This window comes from Salinigranum sp. (assembly GCF_041641895.1).
GTDB lineage: Archaea > Halobacteriota > Halobacteria > Halobacteriales > Haloferacaceae > Salinigranum.
The window spans coordinates 1-20242 of the sequence record NZ_JBEPXO010000016.1; the positions used below are offsets into that span (position 1 = coordinate 1).

A 20242-nucleotide genomic window follows, 5' to 3' on the forward strand; every position below is an offset into this window, starting at 1 on the left:
GGGGGCAGTCGTGGCGTTCCACACCACCGACGAACGGGAGTGGCCGGGGACGAGAGCGAGGAGGAGTGAGGGGGACGCGGCGCGGGACGTTCAGAAGAAGTCGTGCGCTTCGTCGCCGTACACCTCGGGTGCGACGTCGACGACGCCCTCGTCGTGGAGCGACGTGAAGAACGTCGCGTCGCTCCAGTAGTACTCGTCGAACACCGACCGGGCGGTGACGTTCAGCACGGGTGGGAGGGCGGGGTCGTCGCGTTCGAGGAACAGTGCGACGTTGAAGCTGTTCAGGCCGAGGGAGGCGTAGTACGAGAGGACGTTCACGAGTCCCTCCGCGAAGTCGTGAGTCACGTCGCCGCGCGGCTCCGGGACGCCCGAGTGAATCTGGGCGGCGACGCCGACGAGGTGGCGGTGGTGTTTCGGCGCGAAGGGGGCCAGCCAGTGGACGTTGCCCACTTCGGCGAGGTAGCGGTCGCCGCCACGCTCCTGAATCGCGAGTTCGGACCAGTACACCTCGTCGTTCTCCTGGTAGTAGTCGCTGGCGGCCTCGCTCACCCGCCGCTGTTCGTTCGTCCCCCGGTCGTCGACGAGCGTCTGCATGTGCGGGTGGATGAGACTCGACCCCGCCGGGCGGAGGTAGTTCATGTTCACCGAGGCGAAGCGCGCGTCGTCGTCGTGGTCGAAGACGTCGCGGACGTATTGGAAGGCGGCACAGAGGCCGTCGGCGAACTGCTCCGTGGTGAACTCGTCGATGGGGACGAAGTGTTCCTCGGTGAGCGCGACGACGTTCGAGTACGCGCCGTACGGGTTGAGGTTGGGGAACGACGTCGCCTCGCCGCTCTTTCCCCGGTCGGGGCCGATCCAGTCGGGGTACGTCGGGGTCGCCTCCTCGACGGTGCCGGGGCAGAAGAAACAGCCCTCGCTGTCGACCACGGAGTCGTCGATATGGGGCGACTCGGGCATGAGGAAGTTGTCCGTGACGACCCGGGCCGTCCGTCCCGTCAGTGGGTCGACCCGCACCTCGGTCTCGACGGTCGTCTGCTCGAAGTCCTCGAGCGGGTTGTAGAACGTCGCCTCCTGCACCGAGCGTTCGAAGTCGATTGACATGTACGGGGCTTCGACGGGTCGGGTCAAAAACGTACCCCGTCACGGCGACCGGTCCGGGACGACCCGTCGACGAGACGCCGCCGCGTCAGTTGCTGGCTGCCGCGCGCTCGCCGACGGACGGTTGGGAGTCGGCGACTCCCTGCGTGAGGACGGCCTCGACGCCCGGCGTGAGTCGGTTGACGACCGCCTGACCGTCGCGCTCGCGCTCGACGAGCCCGTCGTCTTCCAGTCGGGAGAGGTGGTAGGTGACGGTGCTCGGGTCGCGGTCGAGCCGTTCGGCGAGGCCGGAGACGGTGTCGGCGGACTCCGCGAGCGCCTCGAGGACGGCACGAGTCGACGCCGAGTTCAGAGCACACTCCAGCACGTCGGGAGGGGTCCCGACGGGGAAGAACCGGCGTCTCCCCCGGCGTTTCTCGGACGTGACCAACCCCTCACGCTCGAGTACCTTGAGGTGATACCGGACCGCCCCGAGGGACGCGTCGACTCCACCGACGTCGGCCAGTGCCGAGAGGTGCGTGCCCGGCTCCGTCCGGAGGTGTTCGTAGAGGGATGCGCGCGTCTCGTGCGTGACGTCGGCCGGTCGTCTGGTATCTCCGGTCATGGCTCGAATCTCGAGTGGTAGCGTTGGCACTGCTCGGCTCGGCTGTCGCTCCGCTCCCCGGACGGTCGCCACCGACGGCGGGGAGCGTCGAGAGAGCGCCGCTTCGTGCCGCTCGCTGTCAGTTCGGAGGGACGTGAGTCACAAAAACCGGGGCGTTCGTCTCAATCGTCCCGACCGTTTCGAACGGGAAACGGCACTGTTTCGAAGCGATTCGCGCGCCGTCCCGGGGTCTTAATGCGACACTAACGTCTCGAAGGACCGGAAACGGCGCCGAAATGCGGCGTGCACCGACTGCTCGCGACTGGGGTAGATGTCGTCCGAAGGCCGCAGTCGGAACGACTGGAACGGGTCCGACGGAAGGGGTCGGCTCGTCCTCGATACCGTCCGCCGTTCGTCGCAGTCGTCAGTCGTCCGCCGTCGCCTGGTCGCTTCCTCGGTCCGTCTCCGCGAAGGGCCCCTGTGTGAGAACCGTCTCGACGCCCGGCGTGAGCCGGTTCGTCACCGCCTGGCCGTCGCGCTCGCGCTCGACGAGCCCCTCCGATTCGAGTCGAGAGAGGTGGTGCGAGACGGTGCTCGGGTCGCGCTCGATGCGCTCGGCGAGTCCCGACACCGAGTCGGGAGACGCGGTGAGCGCCTCGAGGAGAGCACGAGTCGAGTCGCTCTCGAGCGCGACGTCCAGCGCGTTCGGGGAACTCCCGATGGGGTAGTACCGTCGTTTCCCCTGGACCTTCTCGGAGCTGACGAGTCCCTCCCGTTCGAGGATCTTCAGGTGGTACCGGACCGTCCCGAGGGTGGCGTCGACGGCCGGCGCCTCCTCGAACGCCGAGAGGTAGGTGCCGGGCTCAGCCTGGACGTGGTCGTACAGTTCCGGGCGGGTGTCGTGTCCGAGCGGGTCGTCACCCGCCCACTTCGTGTAGCCCGCCGCGGCGAGAATCCGACCCGCCCAGTCCGAGACGACGGTCCGGACCCGGTCTGCGAGGTTCGAGAGCGTCGAACCGGTGAGGCGCGCGAGGCCACGCGGGTCGCTCGTCGCCGTCGTCGACGCGACGCTGGCCGCACTCGCGCCCGTCGACCCCGAGAAAGCGACGCGGCGGGCGATGGCACCTGCCGCCAGCGTCCCGGCACCGATAGCCACGCCCGCACCCGCCGACTCGGGACCGAAGCCGGTCGAGTCGTGGTCCCCAGACTCACCCGCGTCGCCGTCGTCGGTCCCACCGGCAGCGGCAGCGGCGTCAGTCTGCTCTTCGGGTTCGGGAGTGGCTGCCGTCTCTGGTGTCTCGTTCTCCGTCCGCTCGGGGGCTGGCGTCTCGGTCTGCTCCGCGTCGGCAGCCGTCCCCGCCTCCGGCGCCTCGGTCTCGTTGGTCTCGGCCTCCGGAGTCTCCTCCTCGGTCGTCTCCGTCGCTTCGGCTTCGGTCGTCTCCGTCGCTTCCGAATCACCGCTGTCGGCCGAATCAGAGTCCGTCGAATCGGAGTCGGTCGAATCGGTCGAATCAGAGTCCGTCGAACCCGAATCACTGTCACTGTCGCCGTCACCGTCACTCTCTGCCGAGAAGCCGCGCGGCCGACGCCCCCGAACCGACCGTCGTCGAACGCGGCGAACCTGCTGGGGAGGGCGTCGTCGGCCCCGGCTACGCCTACCTCGGCCCGTACGAGACCGAGACGCGGACGGTCGACGGGGAGACCATCCGACTCGTGGTCCCCGAGGCGGCCGAGATGGCCGAGTTGCCCGACACCGTCGCCGACGCCCTCGCAGAGGCGTCTGACGACCTGCGCGTCGGCGCGCGCAACGAACGGCTGACCGTCTTCGTCGCGCCGGCGCCCATCGATGCGCCCGGGAAGCTGTCGCGGGCGCAGGTCGAGGGACGACAGGACATGTACGTCGGCGCTGGCCGGCCGCTCGACACCGCCGACAACGCGTGGTTCCACGAGCACGTCCACAGCCGGCAGTCGTACGAGACCGGGTCGGGGATGGCGTGGTTCGACGACGCCAGCGCGGAGTACTACGCCGCGTGGCTCGCACACGAGGGCGACCACGTCTCCAGGGAGGCGTTCTACGACTACGTCCGAACCGACGAGGCGAGCGACGCCGTGCTCCGCGATACGGAGAGCGTCACCGACAGCGCGAGCTACTTCAAGGGGATACGCGTGCTCGCAGCGCTCGACGGCGAGATCAGAGACGCCTCGGACGGGGAACGCACCCTCCAAGACGTCTTCGTCGCGATGAACGCCCACGAGGGGCCGGTCGACGACGAGGCGTTCGCGACGCTCGTCGAGGAGGCGGCCGGCGAACCCCGCGACGAGTGGCTCGCCACCTACATCGGGACGGACGCCGTCCCGGCGGTCCCGGACACCCTCGGCGACCGGACGACCGACCGACTCGCGGCGGCGCAGCTTCGCGACGAGGTCGGAGACGCCTCCCTCGTCGGCGCGGTGCTCTTCGTGAGCGCGCTCGTCGTCGGCGTCGGGACCCTGCTGACGAGACGGGACTGACCGTCACACGCGTCGGCCCTTCTCCACACCCCCCGCCAGTCTTCCGGTCACGTTCGGACGCCCGCGACCCCCACTCAGAGCGCCGACCCTCGCTCGGCGTCACCCGCCGAGACCGACCGCCGGCGTTTCGTCGGTCGGCGTCGTAGTCGGAGCATGGACGCGTCGAGAGGGACTCGCTCGCGGGCGTGGCTCCGCCGACACCGCCTGGCGGGGTTCTTCCTGCTGACGTTCGCGCTCTCGTGGGGGGTGCCACTGCTCGTGCTCGCTGCAGCCCCGCTCGTCGGTCTGACCGCGAGCGTCTCGGGGTACTCCCCGCTGGCGTTCCTCGCGGTGTGGGCGCCCGCCCTCTCGGCGGTCACTGTCGTCGGCCTCGTCGACGGCTGGCCGGGGGTCCGCGCGTACGGCCGGCGGGTCACGGCCGTCCGGGGGCAGTGGCCGTGGTACGCGGCCGTACTCCTCGGCGTGCCGCTCGTCTACCTCGTCGCAGCACTAGTCGCGAGCGCGACCGGTGGCCCGCCGGTGCGCCTCGGCGCCGACTGGCTCGGCCCGTTCGTCGTCGTCTCGCTGCTCAGGCTGACGCAGGGGCCCGTCGAGGAGTTCGGCTGGCGTGGATTCGCGCTGCCGCTCCTGCAGCGACGCTACAGCGGTCTCGTCGCCGGGGTCCTCCTAGGGCTGGTCTGGGCGCTGTGGCACGCGCCGGCGCTCGTCGTCTCGACGGCTGAGTTCGCGCGCGAGGGGGCGCTCCTCCCGGGCCTGGTCCGCCTGTTCGTCACGCTCGTCGCGACGTCGATCGTCCTCACGGTCGTCTACAACGGCTCTGAGGGGAGCGTCCCGCTGGCCGTCGGCTTCCACTGGCTGACGAACCTCGCGTACCCCTGGGAGTCGACGACGACCGTGCCGCTCGCGCAGGACGTCGTGTTCGTCCTCGTGGCGCTCATCGTCGCCGTCACGGTCGGGCGCCGATATCTCGGGCGGGAGCACCTCGCGACGACGGTGTACGAACCGGAGGGCGAGCGGGGGGATTTTTCCGCGACGCACCACGGGTTCGAACCATGAGCTGTATCTTCTGCCGTATCGTCGACGGCGACCTGCCGAGTCGGACCGTCTACGAGAACAGCGAGGCGCTCGCGTTCCTCGACGCGAACCCGCTCGCGGCGGGACACACGCTGGTCGTCCCGAGAGCGCACCACGAGACGGTGGGCGACCTCCCGCCGGAGACGGCGGGTGCAGTGTTCGAGGCGGTCAGCGCCGTCACGCCCCGCGTCGAGCGAGCGGTCGACGCCGACGCCACGACCGTCGCCGTGAACAACGGCGAGGCCGCCGGACAGGAGGTGCCGCACACGCACGTCCACGTCGTCCCGCGGTTCGAGGGGGACGGCAACGGCCCCATCCACCGACTGTTCTCGAGTCGGCCGTCACTGTCGGACGCGGAGCTGGACGACATCGCGGCCGCGATTCGAGACGGCAACGAGTGAGGCGGCAGTGAGTGAGACAGTCGCCGGACCGACCGTTCAGGCGCGACTCGCCCACATTCTCGCTCCGCAGTAACTGTCGACTGGTTTATCTGACGAGTCGTCGTCCGCTCACATATGACAACTGAAGAACTGGAAGGGTACGGGATGGTCGAGATGACCGAGGAGGAGATAGACGGCTACCTCGCGAGTCAGAGCGTCGGCGTGCTCGGACTCCCGACCGAGGGTGCGCCGAGTCTGCGCCCGATGTCGTTCGGCTTCGACGGCGAGTCGCGACTGTACTTCCTGTACGTACTGGGCACAGAGAGCCGTAAGGCCGAACTGAGCACGGGGGACAGGCCTGCACGGTTCCTCGTCTACAGCGCAGAGACACCGTTCAACTGGCGGAGCGTCCTCCTGACCGGACAGACGAGCGAGGTGCCCGAAGACGAGACGGCGGCCGCAGAGGAGGTCTTGACCGGCGCGTGGCGACCCGACGTGTTCGCCCGCGCCGTCGAAACCGAGGCGACGCGACTCTACCGCTTCGACGTCACAGAGCGCGCGGGGCTGAAGCATCTCGGCCTCCCCCCGGGGTTCGAGGCGACGGACGCGCGGGAGTGACGGTCACCGTCGATTCGCCGCCCGTCGGGTCTGCGACACCCGTGAGCCCCGCCCGAACAGGTATCCGACTCACACACCTGGAGAGGGTATGAAGGAACGCCGGAAACACAAACTCGCGGACACCGCCCAGCAAATCGTCGGCGGGTTCCTCCTCGCCGGGCCGTTCGTCGTCACCGAGGAGGTGTGGATGCTGGCGCGGAACATGACCCTCTACCACAGCCTGTTCCTCGTCGGGACCGTCATGGCCATCGGATACGGCGGACTGTACGGCGCAGACGACGGCCGCGACCCGGCGCGCGAGGCTGCGGTCCTCGGGATTCCCGTTCGGTTCGTCTCCGTGATGCTCGTCGCGTTCGGGTCCGTGACTCTGCTCGCGTTCGCGGTCACCGCGCCCGACCTCTTCGCCGGTGACCTCCAGCGCCGTCGGCAACTGTACGTCACGTTCCAAGCAATCAGCGTCGCCGCGGTGTTCAGCGTCGTCGGCGCGGTGACGACGGACAGCCTGTTCTAAGTCGGGACTGCGACGCACCGAGGCTGGTCTGGTGTCTCGCGGACGGGGCGACGGAGCGACGGAGCGCCGGGACGACGGTGACGTCGTCCGCGTCCGGCCGGCGCTCGGACGCGACGGCGGGGACTCGCGCGAGTCAGAACGGGCGGCTGAGCGGGGTTACTTGATCTCGAACTCGCCGTCGTCCTCGGTCGCCTCGGGCTTCCACCGCAGGCCGAACGAGACGTGCTCCGCGACGTCTCCGCCGACCAGCGAGGAGTCCGAGGCGACTTCGACGTCGAACTCGAGCGTCTCGGGCGGGTTGATCGTCGCACTCCGGTTCCCGACGACGAGCGTCCCCTTCACGTCGGACGCCGCCTCGCGCTCGTCGTCGCCGACGGGGAGGTCGCCCGCGTACGCGGGGTCAAGCTGCGTCGCGAACTCGCGCAGTACCTCTGCAATCTCCGTTCGCGTCATCTGCCGCTGGGTCTCTATCTCTGCCATCTGTCGTTCCACCTCACAGGTGGGTCGGACGCCCAAGAGCCGTTCTGCTTGCGAGAGACGTTTGCTCTCGTCGCCGCTCGCCCCCGCAGACGCGACCGAATCCACTGGTCGAGGAGTGCGACGGTCTACCGTGGAACACGGGAACGTGAGCGTGTGGGGGTGTGAGGCCGACGTCAGGCGACTACCACGAGTCGAACGCGCCGTGGTCGAACGTCGCGCGCTGCAGGCGCAGGTACTCGTGCTGTGTGACGGAGACGGCGCGCTCGAACGAGGTGTCGGCGTCGAGGTGGTCTCGGACCCGGTCGAGCGTCCACCGCGCGGGCGTTCGGTCACGGTCGACCCGTGCGCGGAGCGGCGCGAGGACCTCGGCCGCCTGGGAGGCGTCGAACCCGGTCGCTTCGAGGCCGGCGCGCGCACACGTGAACAGGTCGTCGTACAGTGCTGTGGTCGTGCTCGTCCGCTCGCCCGTGCGGTCGATCCAGTCGAGGTCGGTCGCCAGTCCGTCGGCCGCGGCGGCGTAGAAGTTGTCTCGCGCGTCGGCCCAGTCGAGCGCCGCGACCGGGTGGTCCCGGCGGGGCAGGTCGGTCATGAGCCCGGCGAACAGTGCGAGGAACGCGACGCCGTCTCGAATCGTCGGCTGTCCCGGCAGCGGCCGGAACTCGATGCGGACGTTCGCGGGTCCCTCGGCACCCTCGTCGAAGACGGGGCGGATCCAGCGCCAGTAACAGCCGTGTTTGTGAGTGAAGTGCGTGAGTCGGTCGGGGTCGTCGTACTGGACCGGGAGGAGGGTCGGGTCGTCGACGATGTCCTCGACGGCCTCCGCGACCGAGTCGACGTCTTCGGGGAAGGCGACCTTCGGTGTCGTGTCCGCGGCGTTCATGACGCTCTCGAAGATACCGATACGGTTCTCCATCCGGCAGTCGGCGAGAATCGTCTCCGCGCTGGCGTCGTCGTAGAGGTCCGGCGGGAACAGCGGGGAGTTGACGCCGAGCGCGAGGACGGGCCCTGCGATGCGGAGCGCGTAGCGGAAGTACTCGGGGAGGTCGGTCGCCGTCGGGACCACGCAGTGTGGCTGAATCGACGTGGTGAGACTGTTCAACAGCGCCGTCTCACCGTCGTAGGTGACGTGTGGCGCGTCCAGTCTCGTGTCGGCCGTCTGTCCCTGTGCGTGGTACCGGACGGCGTCGACCATGTTCGTCGCGAGCGGCGGGCCTCCGGCCTGCTCGTGGTCGGTGAGGTACGCGACCGACCCCTGGTCGGCCGGAATCGTCCACACCCCGTCGCTCACTAGCTGTTCGTCCGACCCGACGAGGTTGTCACTCGCCGCCTCGAACAGCGCTCGCAGTTCCGCCCGAACCGCGTCGAGACCGCCGCTGGAGAGCGGTTGGGGGCTGACCTGGAACTCCAGCTGGTGGCGACCGATTTCCTCCTCACAGCCTGGCAGGTCGTCGGGGGGTGCAGAGACCGTCGTGAGCGCCCCGGAGTCGTCGACGGCGTAACACTCGTGCTCGAGACCGACGGTCCGAATGTCGGTGTCGAACCCCCCCTCCGTAACCGCGTCGAGCAACCACTCGCTCTCCTCGCGCACCCGTGCGTCGAACGAGGCCGTGTCCCGCGCGCACATCGCTTCGACCCGCGACGCCAGTTGTCGGGTATCCATGGGGACGTATGGCCGACGAATCGGCATCAGCGAGAGGCCTGCGCCTGCCGGGTGGTCGCGTCCGGTCCCGCGTGCCGTGTGCGTCTCACCGGAGGACGAGCGCGCCGGAGTGTCAGTACTCCGGCGGGGCGTACACGTTGACCGTCTCCAGCGGGTCGTCCCCCGTGTTCGTTATCTCGTGCGTCTCGCCGGGTTCGACGAGGACCAGGACGCCGGGTTCGAGGTCGACCCGGTCGCCCGCTATCGTCGCGGTCCCCTCACCGGCGACGACGTAGAGCCACTGGTCGCTCGCGGCGTGGGCGTTCTCCGGGCCGCCGGTCGACTGACCGGGGGCGAGGACCATCGTCGCCGCCTGCGAGCGGTCGGTGCCGCCGACGACGTCGAAGAACCCGGGCGTGGACGTCGTGTCGATGCATCGCATGGATTTAATCACCCGACGCGGGACACGAAAGCCTGTCCCTCACTCTCGAGGCGCGCCCGCACGAGCCACCACGGCCCGGGCGTCACCGGGCGGGTGGACGGTGCGGCACAACCGTCGAGGGGAGGAGGTGGCGCAGTCCGTCGAGCGGGCAGTCCGGCGTCGACCGTCGGAGTCGAGCGACCGACGGCCGCTCAGTCGCCGTGGAGTGACCCCCACCGGCAGAGATACTCGAATGCGGGCCGCAGGTCGAGTGTCTTCTGCGTCGCGGTGTACTCGACACGCGGGGGAATCTCGTCGTAGGACTCTCTGGTGACGAACCCCGCCTCGGTCAGTTCCCGGAGGCGGTCCGTGAGCGTGGTCTCGGGGACGTCCAGCTTCGCCTGGAGCTCCGAGAACCGTCTCGGCCCAGGGTTCGACTCGAACTCGTGCAGGAGTGGGACCATGTACGCCTGCCTGAGCCGTCTGAACAACCGCTCCTTGTTCTCGGCGTCGAACGTCGGTGCTGGCGCGCTGAACGTGACTGCGAGGGGGTCGTCAGCCTCGTTACCGGTGTCGGCCATGACCACTGTACGACGGCCGCGTAGTTACCGCTACCTCCTCCGAGCGGCGTACGAGGCAACACCGAAGGTTCGGCGTTACGCTCCCACGTCGGCGTCGACACTACTTCTCGCCCGGCGCCGTACCGGCTGGTGATGGAGTACACACGACTCGGCGGAACCGGTCTCGAAGTGTCGCGACTGTGCCTCGGCTGTCTGAACTTCGGGTCTGGGGAGGAGTGGATGATGAACGACCGGGCGGCGAGCATCGGCCTGCTCGAACGCGCCATCGAACTGGGGGTGAACTTCTTCGACACCGCGAACGCATACTCGGCGGGCGAGAGCGAGTCAATACTCGGAGACGTCGTCCGGGAGCACGACCGGGAGGAACTGGTCGTCGCGACCAAGGTGTCCTTCGAGATGGGAGCGGGCCCGAACAAGCGCGGCCTCTCCCGCAAACACGTCCTCGACCAGGTCGAAGGGAGTCTCGACCGTCTGGGAACCGACTACATCGACCTCTTCGCTACCTCGGCGCGAGCACGATGGCGGGATGGCAGTTCTCGAAGGCGCTGTACACGGCCGACCGTGAGGGGTGGGAGCGGTTCCGCTGTCTGCAGCCGGAGTACAGCCTCGTCGACCGACACGAGGAGGCGAACCTCCTCCCCATCTGTGCGGAGGAGGACGTCGGCGTCGTCCCGTGGTCGCCGCTGGCCGGTGGCTTCCTCACGGGGAAGTACAGCCCCGACGAGACGGTACCCGCAGGTTCTCGGGCCGAGACCGACGACTACACCAGGAACCGGTTCACCGAGGAGAACTGGCAGGTCCTCGAAGCGGTTCGGGAGGTCGCGGCGGAGAAGGAGGTGAGTCCCGCGCAGGTCAGCCTCGCGTGGCTGCTCCGGAAGGACGTCGTCGACGCCCCCATCGTCGGCCCGCGGCGCGTCGACCACCTCGAGGAGGACGTCGACGCGCTCTCGGTCGAACTGACCGACGACGACGTCGCCCGACTGGAGGCGCCGCTCTTCCCACAGTGGCCGGTCCGCGGGAAGGACCGGTGAGCGCACCAGACGACGGATGCGTCCACGTTGGATACCGGAGGCCCGAATCGGGCGACTTCGGCAGCTTCAGGCGACCTCGAACGACCTCAGGCAACCTTCCGCGGTTCGGTGAACGTCACGGTCCGGTCGGCCGTCTCGACCGTCGTCTGTACCGTCACCCAGCCGCCGTGTTGCCGGATGGCGAACGCCTCGCCGTACGAGAGGGCGACGCGTCTGGTCGCGGTGTGCGACGCCCCGGCCTCGAGCGTGCCGACGGACGCGCGTCCCTCCCAGGCGACGTTGCCGTCGGTTCCCTGCCCCACGAAGATGCGCGTGTAGACGGTGACGTCCTCGGCCGTCGTCGCCTGCTGGTTCGTCAGCGTCAGGGTGACGTCACGGCAGGTTCGGCCGCACGGTTCGATGGCGTCGATACGGAACCCGAACGGGGGTGCCGTCGTCTCGCTGGCAGTCGCCGTCCCGCCCGACATCGACGACGACCCGTCCCCGGTGGACGAGTCGTCGACCGGTGTCGCCGGCGTCTCGGTCGGGAACGACTCGACGTCTGCGCCCGCCTCGCCGCCGGGTGCTGGACCGACCCCCGTCACGAGCGCGAGGACACCGACGGTGACGAGCGCCAGCAGGCCGCCGGCCACGAGTAGTTCTGTCCGCATCTAGCCGGCCCCGCCGATTCCGGCCGCAGCGCGGACTGTTTCGTCGGGGCGGCCATCGAGCGTGGCTCGCGGGCGCGTGAGCACTGCCACGCCCGTGGCGACCGTTCGGAGTCGTTCGCGCGTCATCGGTGTCGTCTCGTCAGAGCGCTGACTTGAAAAAGAAGTTGACTGCGAACTCAGTTCCGTCTCGGGCGCGGCCGGAGTCGCCCGACGTGACCGGGCGAGCCATCACAGGACGGAGTGCGTCCCCGCACTCGGTCGGTTCGAGGGAGACGCACCCGAACCGTGCCAGTCGACGACGAGACGTTCAGAACACGAGGCCTGCCGTACCGGGCGGGGTCGGAGACCCGAGCGGGCGCCCTGGCTTCCGCTCGCGCCTGTCGTGACTGTTCGAGACGGGTCGAGCGCGTCTCGACGACGTGAACAGTCCAGTGTCGTCAGCGACGTGAGCCGCGAGGCGCCTGTATTATCAATGTATATAATTGTACTCATTCGGCGAGATGCGACGGCGACTCCCTCCAGAGAGTCGCACGTCGGACGGCGTCGGTGAGCGAGCCCTCACACTGAGGGTCACTTCGGCCTCGTACCCACTTTCGTCCGAACACCGACGTACGGCCGACCGACGTACCGAAGCACAGTGAGGATCGAACGAATCACGAACGACGGGTGAACCGGGACCGCTCGACGTCGAGCTGTACAACTGACTTTGTTCTCGATGACGTGTCCGACTGCCGAACGAGTGCGAGCTGTCGGGAGTGCTGTCCGTCGAGAGACCGGGCCACACAGCTAGTGGATTACGTGGCTACGATTGTAACGAGAGGGGGGACCGAGGAGACGAACCGGTTCGGGAAGTCGTACCGCCTCGCTCTCCGGGTAGTCCTCGGCCGGCCACCGGCACGCGGTGACAGTCACCGTACTGACTGGCCGGAGACGATTACACGACTACGACCGTAATAGGGTGCCGAAGCAGCAGTGTCGTTCCCGCCGAAACCGGAGTCGCGTCCACGAGAAGAGTCCGTTCCGTCACAGAGAACACAGCACAGGAGTTCCGTGGTATGGAACGGGCTCGTGACCGGAAGCTCCCACAAGAGTAATCACTCCGTAGGAAAACGACTCTTCATGACACGCACCTTCGTTGCCCCTCCGCGGTACCTCCAGGGGGTCGGAACACTCGACGACGTGGGGACGCACGTGAGCCGACTGGGGGGACGTGCGCTCGTCGTCACGGACGAGGTCGTAGCGGACGTCGTCGGTGAGTCCGTGACCCGTTCGCTCTCGGATGCAGGGGTCGACTACCGGGTCGTCACGTTCGGTGGCGAGTGTACTCGCGACGAAATCAGTCGACTCACGGACGTCGCACAGAACGGGGCAGTCGACGTAGTCGTCGGGGTAGGTGGTGGCAAGGTCGTCGACGTGGCGAAGGGCGTTCGTAGTCGGATCGGGGGACGGCTCGTCACGCTGCCCACCATCGCTTCGACGGATGCACCGACGAGTGGACTCTCGGTGGTGTACACCGACGACGGGAGCCTCGCGGGAGGAATCGTTCACGACGAGCGCCCGGACCTCGTTCTCGTCGACACCGCCGTCGTCGCCGCCGCACCCGTACGGTGGTTCGTCTCGGGGATCGGTGACGCGCTCGCGACGCGCTTCGAGGCGAGAGCGACCAGGGAGAGCGGTGGGTGGACGTTCGCCGGTGGCTCTCCCTCGCAGGCAGGTGTCGCACTCGCGGAGCGGTGTTACGACGTCCTTCGAGCACATGGGCCCGCGGCCGTCGACGCGGTGCGCGACGGAACCGTCACCGACGACGTCGAGGAGACCGTCGAAGCGATCGTCCTCCTCTCCGGTCTGGGCTTCGAAAACGGCGGTCTCGCGGCCGCCCACGCCGTTCACGACGGAATCGTCTCGGTGGGTGTGACCGGGCCAACACACGGAGAGATGGTCTGCTTCGGTCTGCTCACGCAACTCGTCCTGGAGGGTCGCTCCGACGAGGAGATTCGGGACGTCGCCCGATTCGCCTCCGACATCGGTCTCCCGGTGACCCTCGCCGACATCGGTGTCTCTCCGGACCGTCTCGGAGCGGTGGCCGAGGCGACGTGTCGCGATGAGACGTCCATCGACAACCAGCCCGGGGACCCGACACCAGACGCGGTGACCGATGCACTGCGGACTGTCGACGAACTCGGTCGGTCCCTCGAGTGAGCGGGACGCCCCCCGGATCTCCCCGAACTGTCCCTATCTTTCGTGTAGTTCGTCTCGGTGGGCGGAATTCACTCGTGTTTCGTTCTGCTCAGCAAAACGAGTCCCACTGCCGTTCCCCGAACAGAAACGTTTTGTAGCTCTGTTCTGAACGAAGAATCATGAACGAATCGAACGTCGACAAATCGGGACGGACGGTGAAGACGGCACGAACCACGTTTCGAGTACTGGACGAGGTGACCGCTCGGGAACGGGTGGGAGTCACCGAACTCGCGTCCGCGCTGGAGATGTCGAAGAGCGCGGTCCACCGGCATCTCGCGACACTCGTCGCCGAGGGGCGAGTCGAGAAGCACGACAGCGAGTATCGCCGGTCGCTCCGCGAGACAGAGAGCGTCGACCTGGCGTTCGCCGTCGTCGAGGCACTGAAGGAACTCGGGAGCGCGACCCCCCGAGCGGTCGCAGCAGCCGTGGGGCGGTCGGAGACTACGGTCTCACACTACCTCTCGTGGCTCGAAGGGAAGGGGTACATCACACGGCAGGGTGACGAGTACCAGAACGGGTTGAAGTTCCTCGACATCGGCGAGCGAGTGAAATACGGGACCGGCATCTTCGACATCGCAGCCGAACAGGTCGACGAACTCGCCGAAGAGAGCGGCGAACTCGCGTTGATGAGCGTGCTCGAGCACGGGCAGAACGTCCTCCTGTACAAATCCCACGGCGCCGACGCGATTCAGACGTCACACGAGATCGGGCTCCGAGAGCCACTGCACTGCAGCGGCCTCGGCAAGGCGATTCTCTCGGAGCTTCCCCGTGAACGGGTCGAACGAATCGTCGACGAACACGGACTTCCGGCGTTCACCGAGCACACGATTACCGACCGTGAAGACCTGTTCGGGGAACTCGACCGAACCCGCGAGCGAGGATATGCTATCGACGACCAGGAGGCGAAACCAGGCATCCGGTGTATCGCGGCACCGGTCGTCATCGAGGAACGCGGCCTGTACGGTGCGGTCAGCGTCACGGCACCGCAGAGCCGGATGAAAGGCGACCGGTTCGAAGAGTCACTGCCCGAGTTGGTCACCGGTGCGGCGAACGTCATCGAGGTGAACGCCATCTACGTCTGACCGGCGTCGAGGGTAACGAACGCCTCAGACGGCCTGTTCGACGAGTCGCGTGTCCTCGCCGAGCACGTTCGTCTCCGTCTCGGCGTCGAACAGGTGTACGTCGGACTCGTCGAACGTCAGGAGCGTCGTGTCACCGGGGTCGGGTCGCACGTCGGCGGACGCCCGGACCGTACACTCCTGGCCAGCGAGGGTGACGTAGAGGTAGTTGTCAGAGCCGACCGGTTCGACGACGTCCACCCGCGTCTCGACGGTGTTCGGCCCGGGTTCGGTGGCGATTCTGATGTCCTCGGGCCGGATGCCGAGGACCAGTTCGCGGCCGGTCGTGTTCGCCCGAACGGTCTCGACCAGGTCGTCGGAGAGTTCGTACTCGAATCCCTCCCCGACGAGCGTCGTTCCGTCGAGGCGGACGTCGAACAGGTTCATCGCAGGACTGCCGATGAAGTCGGCGACGAACAGGTTCGCAGGGTGGTTGTAAATCTCGTCCGGGGTGCCGACCTGCTGAATCGTCCCGTTGGCGATGATGACGATGCGGTCGGACATCGTCATCGCTTCCTCCTGGTCGTGCGTGACGTAGAGCGTCGTCGTGTCGAGTTCCTCCTGGATGCGCTGGAGTTCGGTGCGCATGTGCATCTTCAGCTTCGCGTCCAGGTTCGACAGGGGCTCGTCCATCAGGAACACCTCGGGCTCACGGACGATGGCTCGGCCCGTCGCGACCCGCTGTTGCTGGCCACCCGAGAGGTTGGCCGGCTTCTTCTCGAGGTGGTCGCTGATTTCGAGCATCTCCGCGGCCTCCGTGACGCGGCGACTGATCTCGTCGCTGGAGAGGTCCGTCGTCAGGCGGAGCCCGTAGGACATGTTCTCGCGGACGGTCATGTGGGGGTACAGCGCGTAGTTCTGGAACACCATCGCGATACCCCGGTCGCGCGGATGCACGTCGTTGATCACGCGGTCTCCGATGAGAATCTCCCCCTCACTGATGCTCTCGAGCCCCGCTACCATCCGGAGGACGGTAGACTTGCCCGACCCGGAGGGACCGAGGACGGAGACGAACTCCCCGTCCTGGATCTCCAAGTCCACGTTTTCGACGGCGAGGACATCGCCGTACATCTTCTTGACGTCTCTGAACGTGACTCCGCTCATGGTCAACCGACTGCATGTGTCTTGAGGAAACGTATATAATTTTTCATCGTAAACGTTTCGGCCACGCCGATGCGTCGGCCGAGAGCGCGTCACGCGTGCGACCGAGGCGAACGAGCGACGCAGAGTCGACGCGACCCCCGTTCACCAACAACAACAATTATATATTATAGTCTGGAAACGAGTGTACGATGGCTCGCAAGCAGAGCGACTCTTCGGCGACTAGGCGCAGGTTCATCAAAGCGGCTGGTGCAGCGGGCATCGCTGGACTGGCAGGGTGTACCGGTGGTGGTGGTGGCGGCGGTGACTCCGGTTCCGGCGGCACCTCCGGTACCTCCGCGGGCAGTTCCGGTTCCGGGACGACGACCATCCAGTTCTGGACGCTGTTCGCCGGTGGGGACGGCGAGGCGATGAAGGCGATGGTCGACCAGTTCAACTCCGAACACGACTCGGTTCAGGTCAAGCGCCAGCGCCAGCCGTTCGCCGAGTACTACGACAAACTGTTCACCGCGATGACCGGCGGGAACGCGCCCGACCTCGCGGTGTTCCACACGACGGAACTCCAGCGGTTCGTCGAGGCGATGCAGCCGCTCGGTGACCTGCTCTCGGACGGCGCGAGCGACGAGTACGTTTCGTCCATCTGGGGGGAGACGGAGTTCGAGGGGTCGCGCGTCGCGCTCCCGCTCGACACCCACCCCAACGGCCTCTACTTCAACAAGGACATCTTCGAGGAGGCAGGCCTCGACCCCGAGAGCCCACCGACGTCGTTCTCGGAGCTGCAGGAGGCGGCGAACGCCATCGCATCGGAGACGGACAAGCTGGCGTTCAGCCCGGACCCGTACAACCGGTTCCAGGTCCGGCAGTTCATCGCGTGGCTCCGCGGACGAGGCGGGGCGTTCCTCAACGACGACAAGACCAGCGCGGAGTTCGGCGGCGAACACGGCCAGGCACTCGGCGAGTTCTACGGCAACATCACCGGAGAGTGGGGCTGGGACCAGGCGGACGCGACGGAGAACCGCGGGACGAAGGCCTTCCGGTCGGGCGACATGGCGATGACGATCAACGGGACCTGGTACTTCGGCGTCCTCCAGCAGCAGGACTTCGAGTGGGGCATGACCCAGCCGTTCGTCGGCCCCGAACAGGACACCGACCTCACGTGGGCCAACAGCCACACGCTCGGCGTCCCGGCCGGGTCGGACAAGGCCCAGGCGGCCGCCGAAGTGGCCGAGTGGCTCACCCAGAACAGCCTCACGTGGGGCACGGACGCCGGTCACCTCCCGGCGGCCGCGAGCGTCCTCGACTCCGACGAACTCCGGTCGGCGACGGTCTGGGAGAAGACCCTCTCGACGTTCAGCGAGATGGCACAGAACGGGTCCCTCGCCTACATGCCGAGCACGGAGAACAACCAAGACTACCAGCGACCGGTCAACAAGGCGCTCCAGCAGGTCTACTCCGGTCAGGCGGAGGCCGCAGACGCCATCCCGTCGGCCGCAGAGCAGGTCACGAGCAACCTCCAGGGATGACAGCCCATGGCAACTGAAGACCGAATCTCGTTCAGAGGGCGACTCCAGTCGGTCGACCTCAGCGACTCCGAGACGCGCGACGGCATCCTGTTCGCACTGCCGTATCTCGCGCTCTTCTCGGTGTTCCTGCTCTACCCGTTGGTGAAGGGCTTCTACATGAGTCTCTTCGACTGGAACGCGTTCGCGCCGTCACAGTCGGAGTTCATCCTCTTCGAGAACTACACGCGGATGCTGAGCGACCCGGTGTTCTGGACGTCGGTCCGGGCGACGGTCGTGTTCGTCGTCCTGACCGTGCCGACGCTCGTCGTCTTGGGGTTGGCGCTGGCACTCGGCGTCAACCGTGACGTCAAGGGCAAGCGAGTCCTGCGGACGGTGTTCTTCAGCCCGTACGTGCTGACCGTCTCGGTCGTCTCGCTCATCTGGGCGGAACTGTACGCCCCCCAGTACGGTGCGGTCAACTACTACGTCGGGTTCCTCGTGCAGAACCCGCCGTCGTGGTTGAACTCGTTCACCTGGGCGATGCCCGCTATCGCGCTCGCGACGATCTGGTGGACGGTCGGCTTCAACTTCGTCATCCTGCTCGCGGCCCGTCAGAGCGTTCCCGAACGACTGTACGAGGCCGCGAAGATCGACGGCGCGAGTTCCTGGCGCGCGTTCAAGGATATCACGCTCCCGCAGATGCGGTCGGCCATCGTCTTCGTCACCACCGTCCAGTTCATCTGGTCGTTCCAGGTGTTCGGGCAGGCGTACATCATGACTAACGGTGGTCCGGGCGAGTCGACCCAGACGCTCGTGATGTACCTCTTCCGGATGGCGTTCAACGAAGGACAGTTCGGCTACGCGGCCGCAGTCGGCTACTTCCTGTTCTTCGTCCTGGTGGCCGTGTCGCTCGGGAACTACTACTTCGTCAGCGGAGGTGACACCACATGAGCACCGTCAGTTCGAGGCACCTGTCCGAGCGGGTTCGGTCGATTGGCGTCTACGCCGCACTGTACGGGGCGGCGGCACTCTTCCTCGTGCCGTACGCCTACATGGTGTCGACGTCGGTGAAGCCGGAGCAGTACACCTTCACGAACACCCCGTACTGGATTCCACCGGAGATCACGTTCCGCTGGTACGAGGCCGTCCTCTCGGGAGCGCCGATGGTCCAGTGGGGTATCAACACGTTCATCATCGCGGCGACGACGACGGTCCTCGTGGTCGTCCTCGACTCGATGATCGCGTTCTCGCTGACGAAACTCGACTGGCCGGGCAAGCGCATCGTGTTCACCGTCATCGTCGCCTCGTTCATGGTGCCGGTGTTCGCGAACATGGTGCCGCTGTACACCATCATCACCGACTTCGGGCTCATCAACAACCCCCTGGCGGTCATCCTGCCGTTCAGTGCGATGCCCATCGGCGTGTTCCTGTTCACGCAGTTCTTCAACGACCTGCCGGACTCGGTCATCGAGGCTGCGAAACTCGACGGCTTCTCGACGTTCCAGATATACTACAAGATAGTGCTGCCGCTGATGAAGCCGGCCATCGCCGCGCTGTCGCTGTACACGTTCGTCTACACGTGGAACCAGTTCCTGTGGCCGCTCATCGTGCTGCAGGGCCAGGAGAAGTTCACCCTCCCGGTCGGCATCGTCACGATGCAACCGACGCAGGTGTTCCAGCCGGGCGCGGAGATGGCGGGGACCTTCCTCGCGGTCCTCCCGCTGTTCGTCGTCTTCCTCGTCCTGCAGGAACACCTCGTGAACGCCGTGCAGATGCAGGGGACGACCGGATAATGTCCGGTAGCACCCCCGCGTCGGACGCCGCCCGCGTCGTCGACGCGGACGACGACCGATTCGACCACGGTGGCTCCCGTCGTGGCGTCACCGACCCGGAAGCGTCGGTGTTCCGCCGCGGCAACGGGACCGGTCGGTTCGGTAACGGCCACGGCGAGGACGACGGGAAGGAGAACGCGAACGCGTTCGTCACCACGCTGAAGTTCGTCTATCGGCACAGTACGGCGCTCGTCCCGGTGAGCCTCGTCTGGGTGCTCTGTTCACTCCCGCTCGTGACCGTCGGCCCGGCCAGTCTGGGGGTGTACTCGGTGGTACTGTCGCTCCGCGAGACCGGACGCGTCGACCGGACACACGTCGTCGAGACGGTTCGTACGAACCTCGTGCCCGCGACCCTGCTCGGGTTCCTTCCGGTGACGTTCGTGGGCATCGCGTCGCTGTACGTCGTCAGCGGACTGGCGACTGGGTTCGTCGGGACGGCACTCACCGCCGTCGCGCTGTACGGCGGACTGTACGTCGGAGTACTGTTGGTTCCGACGTTCGTTTCGATAGCCAGCGGCGTCGAACCCCGGACGGCGCTCCGCGAGTCGTACGTGTGGCTCGCGGGGTCACCGGCGACCGGTCTGCAACTGCTGCTCGTGACGGCCGTCCTCTTCGTGGCGACGCTCGGTCTCAGCATCGGGTTCGTCCTGCTGTTCGCAGGTATCACGACTGCCTATCACGTCGAAGTCGTCGTCCGCACGACCGCCGAAGACGGGACGCTCCCGAGTCTCGCCGCAGAGCTTCGATGAGGTCGGCGCCGACACGAACCGTTCGACCGGGTCGCACCGGGGCGGACAGTCGGAGCCGTCGCGATTTGAACAGTCAAAAAGACGATTTGAACCCATGAAAAGATTCATACGACGAATGCGAGAAC

The 20242-nt window shown here is 67.0% G+C and carries 20 protein-coding genes and 1 pseudogene; 12 read left to right on the forward strand and 9 right to left on the reverse strand.

Going from position 1 to position 20242, the window contains the following annotated elements; translation table 11 throughout:
• Positions 1–90: 90 nt before the first annotated feature.
• From ACESK5_RS05170 to ACESK5_RS05180, 3 genes are all read right to left on the reverse strand, one after another.
• Complete coding sequence (locus ACESK5_RS05170; RefSeq protein ID WP_372910482.1) at positions 91–1101, reverse strand: hypothetical protein; 1011 nt, start codon at positions 1099–1101, stop codon at positions 91–93.
• Positions 1102–1186: 85 nt separating this feature from the next.
• Positions 1187–1702, reverse strand: a complete 516-nt coding sequence (locus tag ACESK5_RS05175; protein ID WP_372910483.1) for a winged helix-turn-helix transcriptional regulator — start codon at positions 1700–1702, stop codon at positions 1187–1189.
• Positions 1703–2105: 403 nt separating this feature from the next.
• Positions 2106–2837, reverse strand: coding sequence for a winged helix-turn-helix transcriptional regulator (locus ACESK5_RS05180; protein ID WP_372910484.1), 732 nt, complete (start codon positions 2835–2837; stop codon positions 2106–2108).
• A gap of 578 nt (positions 2838–3415) precedes the next feature.
• Between ACESK5_RS05180 and ACESK5_RS05185 the strand changes: the two genes are divergently transcribed.
• The 5 genes from ACESK5_RS05185 to ACESK5_RS05205 all read left to right on the forward strand — a co-directional run bounded on the left by ACESK5_RS05185 (position 3416) and on the right by ACESK5_RS05205 (position 6775).
• A complete protein-coding gene (locus tag ACESK5_RS05185; RefSeq protein WP_372910485.1) occupies positions 3416–4192 on the forward strand; it encodes a hypothetical protein in 777 nt (258 codons plus the stop codon).
• 153 nt (positions 4193–4345) lie between these two features.
• Positions 4346–5248 (forward strand): type II CAAX prenyl endopeptidase Rce1 family protein, encoded by a 903-nt coding sequence (locus tag ACESK5_RS05190; protein WP_372910486.1) that lies wholly within the window; start codon positions 4346–4348, stop codon positions 5246–5248.
• Complete coding sequence (locus tag ACESK5_RS05195; RefSeq protein WP_372910487.1) at positions 5245–5667, forward strand: HIT family protein; 423 nt, start codon at positions 5245–5247, stop codon at positions 5665–5667. Before ACESK5_RS05190 ends, ACESK5_RS05195 begins: the two co-directional genes overlap by 4 nt.
• A 114-nt stretch (positions 5668–5781) precedes the next feature.
• Complete coding sequence (locus ACESK5_RS05200) at positions 5782–6264, forward strand: pyridoxamine 5'-phosphate oxidase family protein (RefSeq protein ID WP_372910488.1); 483 nt, start codon at positions 5782–5784, stop codon at positions 6262–6264.
• Positions 6265–6352: 88 nt separating this feature from the next.
• On the forward strand, positions 6353–6775 hold the full coding sequence (locus tag ACESK5_RS05205; protein ID WP_372910489.1) for a DUF2391 family protein: 423 nt from the start codon (positions 6353–6355) through the stop codon (positions 6773–6775).
• A 156-nt stretch (positions 6776–6931) separates the two neighbouring features.
• On the opposite strand, the gene ACESK5_RS05210 is transcribed toward ACESK5_RS05205, so the two are convergent.
• The 4 genes from ACESK5_RS05210 to ACESK5_RS05225 all read right to left on the reverse strand — a co-directional run bounded on the left by ACESK5_RS05210 (position 6932) and on the right by ACESK5_RS05225 (position 9896).
• Complete coding sequence (locus ACESK5_RS05210) at positions 6932–7255, reverse strand: hypothetical protein (RefSeq protein WP_372910490.1); 324 nt, start codon at positions 7253–7255, stop codon at positions 6932–6934.
• Between the two features lie 181 nt (positions 7256–7436).
• Entirely contained in the window at positions 7437–8915 is a 1479-nt protein-coding gene (locus ACESK5_RS05215) for a hypothetical protein (protein ID WP_372910491.1), read from the reverse strand.
• A 112-nt stretch (positions 8916–9027) separates the two neighbouring features.
• Positions 9028–9336 (reverse strand): cupin domain-containing protein, encoded by a 309-nt coding sequence (locus ACESK5_RS05220; protein ID WP_372910492.1) that lies wholly within the window; start codon positions 9334–9336, stop codon positions 9028–9030.
• Positions 9337–9527: 191 nt separating this feature from the next.
• Positions 9528–9896: a winged helix-turn-helix transcriptional regulator gene (locus ACESK5_RS05225; protein ID WP_372910493.1), complete on the reverse strand. Its 369-nt coding sequence runs from the start codon at positions 9894–9896 to the stop codon at positions 9528–9530.
• Between the two features lie 132 nt (positions 9897–10028).
• On the opposite strand from ACESK5_RS05225, the pseudogene ACESK5_RS05230 reads away from it, so the two are divergent.
• Positions 10029–10927: pseudogene (locus tag ACESK5_RS05230) on the forward strand (aldo/keto reductase).
• A gap of 86 nt (positions 10928–11013) precedes the next feature.
• Here ACESK5_RS05230 and ACESK5_RS05235 read toward each other — a convergent pair.
• The gene (locus ACESK5_RS05235; protein ID WP_372910494.1) at positions 11014–11577 is read right to left on the reverse strand and encodes a hypothetical protein; all 564 of its coding nucleotides are present in this window, start codon (positions 11575–11577) and stop codon (positions 11014–11016) included.
• A 1119-nt stretch (positions 11578–12696) separates the two neighbouring features.
• Here ACESK5_RS05235 and ACESK5_RS05240 point away from each other — a divergent pair.
• Both ACESK5_RS05240 and ACESK5_RS05245 read left to right on the forward strand, forming a co-directional pair.
• Positions 12697–13776, forward strand: a complete 1080-nt coding sequence (locus ACESK5_RS05240) for a glycerol dehydrogenase (protein WP_372910495.1) — start codon at positions 12697–12699, stop codon at positions 13774–13776.
• A gap of 158 nt (positions 13777–13934) precedes the next feature.
• Complete coding sequence (locus ACESK5_RS05245) at positions 13935–14897, forward strand: IclR family transcriptional regulator C-terminal domain-containing protein (protein WP_372910496.1); 963 nt, start codon at positions 13935–13937, stop codon at positions 14895–14897.
• 24 nt (positions 14898–14921) lie between these two features.
• Here ACESK5_RS05245 and ACESK5_RS05250 read toward each other — a convergent pair whose 3' ends face one another.
• Positions 14922–16037 (reverse strand): ABC transporter ATP-binding protein, encoded by a 1116-nt coding sequence (locus ACESK5_RS05250; protein WP_372910497.1) that lies wholly within the window; start codon positions 16035–16037, stop codon positions 14922–14924.
• A gap of 188 nt (positions 16038–16225) precedes the next feature.
• Here ACESK5_RS05250 and ACESK5_RS05255 point away from each other — a divergent pair, with 188 nt between their 5' ends.
• The 4 genes from ACESK5_RS05255 to ACESK5_RS05270 are packed head-to-tail and all read left to right on the forward strand — an operon-like array spanning position 16226 to position 20117.
• Positions 16226–17557: an ABC transporter substrate-binding protein gene (locus tag ACESK5_RS05255; protein ID WP_372910498.1), complete on the forward strand. Its 1332-nt coding sequence runs from the start codon at positions 16226–16228 to the stop codon at positions 17555–17557.
• A gap of 6 nt (positions 17558–17563) precedes the next feature.
• On the forward strand, positions 17564–18487 hold the full coding sequence (locus tag ACESK5_RS05260; protein WP_372910499.1) for a carbohydrate ABC transporter permease: 924 nt from the start codon (positions 17564–17566) through the stop codon (positions 18485–18487).
• Entirely contained in the window at positions 18484–19329 is an 846-nt protein-coding gene (locus ACESK5_RS05265; protein ID WP_372910500.1) for a carbohydrate ABC transporter permease, read from the forward strand. Before ACESK5_RS05260 ends, ACESK5_RS05265 begins: the two co-directional genes overlap by 4 nt.
• A complete protein-coding gene (locus tag ACESK5_RS05270) occupies positions 19329–20117 on the forward strand; it encodes a hypothetical protein (protein WP_372910501.1) in 789 nt (262 codons plus the stop codon). The genes ACESK5_RS05265 and ACESK5_RS05270 overlap by 1 nt, the downstream gene beginning before the upstream one ends.
• Positions 20118–20242 lie beyond the last annotated feature (125 nt).